This window comes from Paraburkholderia sediminicola, from assembly GCF_046026895.1.
Classification (GTDB): Bacteria; Pseudomonadota; Gammaproteobacteria; order Burkholderiales; family Burkholderiaceae; genus Paraburkholderia; species Paraburkholderia sediminicola_C.
On record NZ_JAQQEU010000153.1, the window covers coordinates 1 to 6,125 of the forward strand.

The window sequence follows — 6,125 nt, forward strand, 5'->3', positions numbered from 1 at the left end:
GTACCAACGCACGCACGTCAGCATCACATCAAGCGGGTAATGCTGGCGTTTGAGCACTCGGGCCACGGCCGGATTCAGCGTCTTCATCAAGCTTTCAGTCGTTCATCTTGTTGCGCACATCATAGCCGACCGCCTTATTGCAACAGAACCCGAGCGCGCGATACAGCAAAGCCTCAACCGGCTTGGCTCGCATCAAAGATGCCGTGCTGTGGCCCAGATTCGAATCGAGCGCAACGCCTATGTCCTTTCTGCCTACGGGAGCTAGCGCGATGACCTACAAAATCGTCGTTTTCAGCTCGACGCGAGTGAGCGCGCTCATCCGCGACTCGGAATCACCCTGCGGCTCGCGAAGCGCTTCAGCGGGCGTCTGACGGGCCTCTGCTCCGTGCTCACCCCCGTCACGCGCTTGTTGCATGTGATGCGGGCGCGGCCGAATTCTTTCAAAACGATTAAAAGCGTGTCTTGAACGGGGTTCGACGGCGGCAGCGCAGAAAGATGGCCCGAGGACGGCAACGCGGACCTGATCGCCTTCGGACGATTGTTCATCGCCAATCCCGACCTGCCGGAACGCTTCCGGTCGCACGCTCCGCTCAATTCGCCGGATCCGTCCACGTTCTACGGAGGCGGCGAGCGCGGGTATACCGACTATCCGTCGCTCGCGCAGGAGCGCGGGGAGGCCCCACCGTCCGTCATCGATGGGCGTTGGAGATAGACTGTCGTTGACCGTCGGGCTCGGCGGCGTCACGCGACGATTTGCGATGGCCGCCGAGCCGGCGACCGATCACGCTGAGAGGCGCACCATGGCTGTCACTACCTGGGTTGTCGTTGCCGACGGCAGCCGTGCACGAATCTTCGAGACACCGGGACTTAAACCGGATTTGCGGGAAATCGAAGACCTCGTCAATGTCGTCCCGAATGGACCGGCACTGAGCGAGAAGGATCGCGAAAAATTCGCGAAGACCGTCGCCGACTGCGTCGCACAGGGACGGATTCATCACCGGTATCAGCGATTGCGATTTGCCGTGGAGCCCAAGTTTATCGGGATGCTGCGCGAGCGTCTGAGCGAGGAGACGCGTCAGATGATTTTCGAAGAGATCAACGAAGATCTCTCGGCCCTCGATGCGCGCGATATTCAAGCGCACCTGCGAAGGCATTGACGGCGACCTGCCGTAGGCCGCATTAATTGTGTCATCCGTTGAAAGCCCAAGGTCAAGAGATAGATACTTCTCTCTCAGACTTTACCCTGCCTAGCTGAAACATTTCAGCCACCCCGCGTCGGCGCGTATGAGCATGCATCCGATTTTTCGCTCCCCTGGTTGCAGAGCTGCTCTGCGCCACTCATCCATCGGGATCACGGCGAGAGCCGGTGTTCTGGCTTCCGCCCGTGGCTCATAGCGAGCCCCAGAAAACCATCGGTGCCAGACCGGCGTCCATGAGAGTATTTACCAATGATCGGCTTGCTGCGTTAGCGGTGCCAGGCTCGCTTCGGCTCATGGTCTGGGCATCACCTCGCCCGTGGACAACAGCGCATTACAACGGCCGCAGCCTCGATGAGGGCCCAGGAGAGATACTTGCTGCCATTCCTTGCATTGCCTTCTCATGGATAAGCAGGCACTGCTTGAGACCGTTCGTTAAAACGGCGCCGATGAAGACGTTGCGGCTGCATGTGAGGCGCTCCCGATGGCGAATATGCGAGTCCGGCCGAAATGTCGAAAGGCGTGGGTAACGAAGAATAGCGCTTTACCAAGCATGTTGATCCGCGATGATCACGCCCCTTCCCGAGTTCTGCCAGCGCTTGAACCATTCGCTCCCGATACGTAGGCCGCGTGCGTCGGCAGATATCGAGCAGGTGGAGGTCGCGCCCAGCGAGTAGAGCCGCCCTCCAGTTACATAGCGTCGGCCATTTGCGATAACCGTTCCTCGCCAAAGGAGAAAAGTGGGTACCGTCCCCCCCCCCGCCCCCGACGTTGTTTTTGTTCATCCACTTTGGTCTGCTAGCACTTTCTCATAAGCCTTCAGATATGCGTGCGCCATCCGGGCGGCGGTGAAACGCTCTTGAAAGGCTTGACGGCAGCGTCGGCGGTTCAACTGGCCAGTGCGGCCAACGGCGACGACGGCCTCTTCGATGGTGTCCACGATGAAGCCGGTGACTCCGTCGTCGATGATTTCGGGAACTGAGCCGTTCCGAAAGGCGATTACGGGTGTGCCACAGGCGAGGGCCTCGACCATTACTAGCCCGAATGGCTCAGGCCAGTCGATGGGAAAAAGCAGCGCGCGTGCATTGCCGAGAAACTCGTCCTTCTTTGAGTCTGTGACCTCGCCGCAAAACTTAACCAGCGGATCGCAGAACAGGTCTTGTATAGAATGCTCGAAATACGATCGATCGGCATTGTCGACCTTGGCCGGAATGACGAGTGGCACGCCCGCGCGGCGCGCGATTTCGACAGCCCGGTCCGGACGTTTCTCCGGCGCAATCCGGCCGAGAAACGCGAGATAGTCTCCCGGCCGTTCACGGAACGTGTATAGATGGTCGGACAGTCCATGATAGACGGTGGCCTGCCAGTTCAACCAGGGTAAGGGCCGTCGTTGCGCGTCGGAAATAGAAACCAACGGGATGTCCGCGAACTCATGGTAAAGCTGCTCAAGACCGGGGGTGTCCAGACGCCAATGCAATGTGGTCAGATGTGGACAAGCCAGGCGGCGGGAAAATGGGAAATGCAGGTACTCAACATGATAATGAACCGGATCGAACTCGGCCGATTGGCGCACTACCCTTTCCAGCATTGCAAAGTGCCACGCTTGCGGATCGACCGTGTCTTCAATGAGGCGCTGGGGGGCGACAATGTGGCGTTCGTGATTGACGTGTTCGCCCGACGTATCGTCGGTTGGCACGTCAGCTCGTCGATGACCACGGACTTCGTTCTGGATGCCCTTGAACAGGCGCTGTACGCTCGACGGCCGGACAATGACGGAACACTGATCCACCACTCCGATAGAGGTTCGCAATATGTCAGCATTCGCTACAGCGAACGACTGGCCGAAGCAGGCATCGAGCCCTCGGTCGGCAGCCGGGGAGACAGCTACGATAACGCGCTGGCTGAAACGATCAGCGGCCTGTACAAGGCGGAAATGATTCATCGTCGTGTGCCGTGGAAAACGCGTGAGTCTGTCGAACTGGCGACGCTGGAATGGGTGGCCTGGTTCAGCCATCATCGGCTGATGGAACCGCTCGGCTATATCCCGCCCGCAGAAGCTGAGGCAAACTACTACCGGCAACTCAACAATACTGCTGCTGTGCCCGTATTAACTTAAACCAACCAGCCTCCACGATTCCCGGGGCGGTTCACTCCGGGCCAAGCCCGACGCGTCGGGAATGTGCTGCGAAGCTGACGGCGACGTCGGCGATCCTATCTCCGTCTTTGCAAACGCCCATTTCCTTTCGTATCGCTCTCTCCTACCTGGTCCAGGCTCAGCCGCATGGACGATGCCGTTCCGGCGGCATCGCCTACGGCCGTGCATCGCGTCAGACGTGCGCCGGCTTCTTGGTCGACTTGTTCGGAGCTCCGTCTCTGGTGACTGCTTCTCTACGAGCACGGCGTTTGCGCCCTGTCGTAGGTCATAACGACTTTGTCGCCTTCGCGCACGTCGCCGCGCAAAACGGCATCCGCGGGCTGCGACTCCCCTTCCTGAGGGATTTTTCGCTTGAGCATGGGTGCGCCGAACTCTGGGTCATAGCAAATGTCCGCGAGATGGTCGCGCAACGAATCGTCGATCGACAGGTCGATGTTCCGAGCGGCAGCAGTCGTCTGCACGCGCGCGAGTCTCAGATCGACGATGCGACGAATCTGCTCTTTGCCGAGCGCACCGAACAGCACGACCTCATCCACGCGATTCAGGAACTCCGCCCCGGAGTGATGCCGCAGCAATTCCATGAGACGGTCGCGCAGTTCGGGATAGCCGAAATGTCTTCTGTCGGCCCTCATGTTGTCCTGCATCATTCGCGATACCAATATTGCTGACGGCGATGATTATCGTATTCGTAGAATCGACCCGACGTCCCTTGCCGTCGGTGAGTCGCCCTTCGTCGGAGAGTTACAGAAGCAGGTTATGCGCCTCCTAATGCGCTTTCTCGAACTCATCGAGCAGCACCACGCCATACGGCCGGCGCCGCACGCGCTCGGTGAACTGGCCGCATTCCTCATAGCCCACATGTCCGGGACGCGCACCGACGAGCCGCGCCACGATGTGCCGCTCGCCATACTCGCTCATGTCGATGCGCACCAGCGCGTCATCGTCGCCAAATACCGAGGTGGAGAGCGCCGTGGCGAGTTCGGTCTTGCACACGCCGGTCTGCCCGAGAAAGAGGAAACTCGCGGTCGGCTTGCCGCCTTCGGTCAGACCAGCGCGCGCGAGGCGCACGGTCTTCGCGACCGCGCTGATCGCTTCGTCCTGGCCGACCACGCGCTCCTTCAGCCGGTCTTCCAGACACAGCAGTTTTTCCGGGCTCTCGGCGGTGAGTTCCGACACCGGCATGCCGGTCAACGTCGACACAATGTGCGCGATGTCTTCCGCCGTCACTTCCTGCGAACTGGCGCCTCGTTCTTTTTTCCACGCCTCAGTGGCATCGCAGCAATCGCCCTTGTTAGGCAGGAAGCGCGCGGCGATATAGCGGTCCGACAACTTCGCTGCGGCAGAAATGGCCGCTTCGGAGATCTTCACCTTGTGGGGCGCTTTGAGCCGGTGTCGAAGACGAGGACACTTGCTTGTCGTTGCGATGCTGGTGATTGGGATGTGCCCTTCCCTGCTCGGCCTCGCGGGCTCGCTCAGGGCGAGGGCGACAAAACCTGAAGGGGTTCCACTTCTCTAGATCGGGAAGCATGACTAACCCTTGTTTTAATAAACAGATCAAACGGTGAAAATCGGATTATCGGCAGCTGATTTCAACCCTTGGCGTATTCGAATTCCGGGAGCTTGCTCAGCGCATCCTTGCTCGCGCCCTCCAGTATCATCTTCGGTGTGATCTGCTTGAACCGCTGCATCGGAATAGCGACGCGGTGCGCGGCGAGGCCGAGAAATCCGCCAACATCAATAATGGCCACGGAAAGTGAGCCGTCGGGCGCGATAATCAGGTCGTCGATCCGTCCTATCTTTTCGTTTTTGTCGTTGTACACGTCGGTGTGGACTAGCTTCGATGCACGCCACCCCTTCGCTACGAGTTGCGTTTGGGTGATGCTCACCCCGAGAGGCACCGCGCCTGCAACCGGGGCTGCGGGCTGCTGCCCCGTCGCGGAGCCGGCCGGGAACACGGTGGCCGTCACGGCGAGCAAAAGTGAGAGGATTCTTGTAGCATTTTCGATTTTTGCATTCATGATGTACTCCCAATGCGCACGAATAAGAATGGGGCGCCCTGTCCCGCCGCGGCCTCCTCGTATGGGTGCAGCGGCCCGTTCGGCTTGCCGGAGAAGTCGCTACGCTGCCAGCCGCCACCGGTCTTTTTGGCTCGAACGATGCTGGAACCCTGTGACGACCGCCGCGGCGCGTCCTAACGGCGTGTACGCCGTGAAGCTGGCGATGAGCAGAACAACCGTAATTCCACAGGCGCCAAGAGCGCGAGCAGGCCCAACAGCAACCCCGCGATGCCGCGCACCAGGAGCAGCATCCGCCATGCATGTGCTCACAGTTCGTCCATCGCTGGTGCTCCGATCTCAACCAAAGTGAACTTCCTCCAGGGCGTCAGGTTTTGCACCGAACTGACTCGGCCCATGACGTCAATCCTAAGCTCGCCAAGGGCGTACTTCTTTCTCTTTTCTGCCTAGAGGTATCGAAAATCTGCAGTGTGACCCGCACGCGAACCGGTCGTGAAACCGGGACGAAAGGATCGGCGGAGGCGATGTTGGTCGCCTCCCGCAACTCGCGAGGAAAGTGTCAGGCTGACCGATTTGAGAGCCGACGATGAGAAAGCTTAAGAGCATGGAGGATCTATTCGCAGGACGTCACTTTGAGCGCAATGTGATCATTCTTTGCGTGCGCTGGTACCTGCGCTACAAACTCAGCCTGCGCGATCTGGTCGAGATGATGGCCGAGCGGGGTTTGTCGCTGGCTCACACGGCCATTCTGCGTTGGGT

The 6,125-nt window shown here is 59.5% G+C and carries 5 protein-coding genes and 4 pseudogenes; 4 read left to right on the plus strand and 5 right to left on the minus strand.

Annotated elements, in window-relative coordinates:
• Nucleotides 1–87 (minus strand): annotated as a pseudogene (locus PQR02_RS39210) (IS6 family transposase); the annotation flags it as partial.
• A 382-nt stretch (nucleotides 88–469) separates the two neighbouring features.
• Here PQR02_RS39210 and PQR02_RS39215 point away from each other — a divergent pair.
• Together PQR02_RS39215 and PQR02_RS39220 are read left to right on the plus strand one after the other, a co-directional pair.
• Nucleotides 470–712 (plus strand): annotated as a pseudogene (locus tag PQR02_RS39215) (alkene reductase); the annotation flags it as partial.
• 7 nt (nucleotides 713–719) lie between these two features.
• Nucleotides 720–1,157 carry a host attachment protein gene (locus PQR02_RS39220; RefSeq protein ID WP_408243196.1) on the plus strand — a complete coding sequence of 146 codons (438 nt, stop codon included), beginning with the start codon at nucleotides 720–722 and terminating at the stop codon, nucleotides 1,155–1,157.
• Between the two features lie 820 nt (nucleotides 1,158–1,977).
• Here PQR02_RS39220 and PQR02_RS39225 read toward each other — a convergent pair.
• On the minus strand, nucleotides 1,978–2,892 hold the full coding sequence (locus tag PQR02_RS39225) for a glycosyltransferase family 4 protein (protein WP_408243197.1): 915 nt from the start codon (nucleotides 2,890–2,892) through the stop codon (nucleotides 1,978–1,980).
• On the opposite strand from PQR02_RS39225, the pseudogene PQR02_RS39230 reads away from it, so the two are divergent.
• Nucleotides 2,845–3,312: pseudogene (locus tag PQR02_RS39230) on the plus strand (DDE-type integrase/transposase/recombinase); the annotation flags it as partial. The gene PQR02_RS39225 and the pseudogene PQR02_RS39230 sit on opposite strands and share 48 nt — an antisense overlap.
• Before the next feature lie 272 nt (nucleotides 3,313–3,584).
• On the opposite strand, the gene PQR02_RS39235 reads toward PQR02_RS39230, so the two are convergent.
• The 3 genes from PQR02_RS39235 to PQR02_RS39245 all read right to left on the minus strand — a co-directional run bounded on the left by PQR02_RS39235 (nucleotide 3,585) and on the right by PQR02_RS39245 (nucleotide 5,369).
• On the minus strand, nucleotides 3,585–3,998 hold the full coding sequence (locus tag PQR02_RS39235) for a ClpB D2-like domain containing protein (protein ID WP_408243198.1): 414 nt from the start codon (nucleotides 3,996–3,998) through the stop codon (nucleotides 3,585–3,587).
• A gap of 118 nt (nucleotides 3,999–4,116) precedes the next feature.
• Nucleotides 4,117–4,719: an AAA family ATPase gene (locus PQR02_RS39240; protein WP_408243199.1), complete on the minus strand. Its 603-nt coding sequence runs from the start codon at nucleotides 4,717–4,719 to the stop codon at nucleotides 4,117–4,119.
• A gap of 221 nt (nucleotides 4,720–4,940) precedes the next feature.
• Complete coding sequence (locus PQR02_RS39245) at nucleotides 4,941–5,369, minus strand: PRC-barrel domain-containing protein (protein ID WP_408243200.1); 429 nt, start codon at nucleotides 5,367–5,369, stop codon at nucleotides 4,941–4,943.
• A 583-nt stretch (nucleotides 5,370–5,952) separates the two neighbouring features.
• Here PQR02_RS39245 and PQR02_RS39250 point away from each other — a divergent pair.
• Nucleotides 5,953–6,125, plus strand: a pseudogene (locus PQR02_RS39250) (IS6 family transposase); the annotation flags it as partial.

What these genes read in the sequence shown, in the direction of transcription:
- PQR02_RS39235 (WP_408243198.1), bottom strand. Translation starts at nt 3,998, where the DNA reads ATGATGCAGGACAACATGAGGGCCGACAGAAGACATTTCGGCTATCCC.
- PQR02_RS39245 (WP_408243200.1), bottom strand. Translation starts at nt 5,369, where the DNA reads ATGAATGCAAAAATCGAAAATGCTACAAGAATCCTCTCACTTTTGCTC.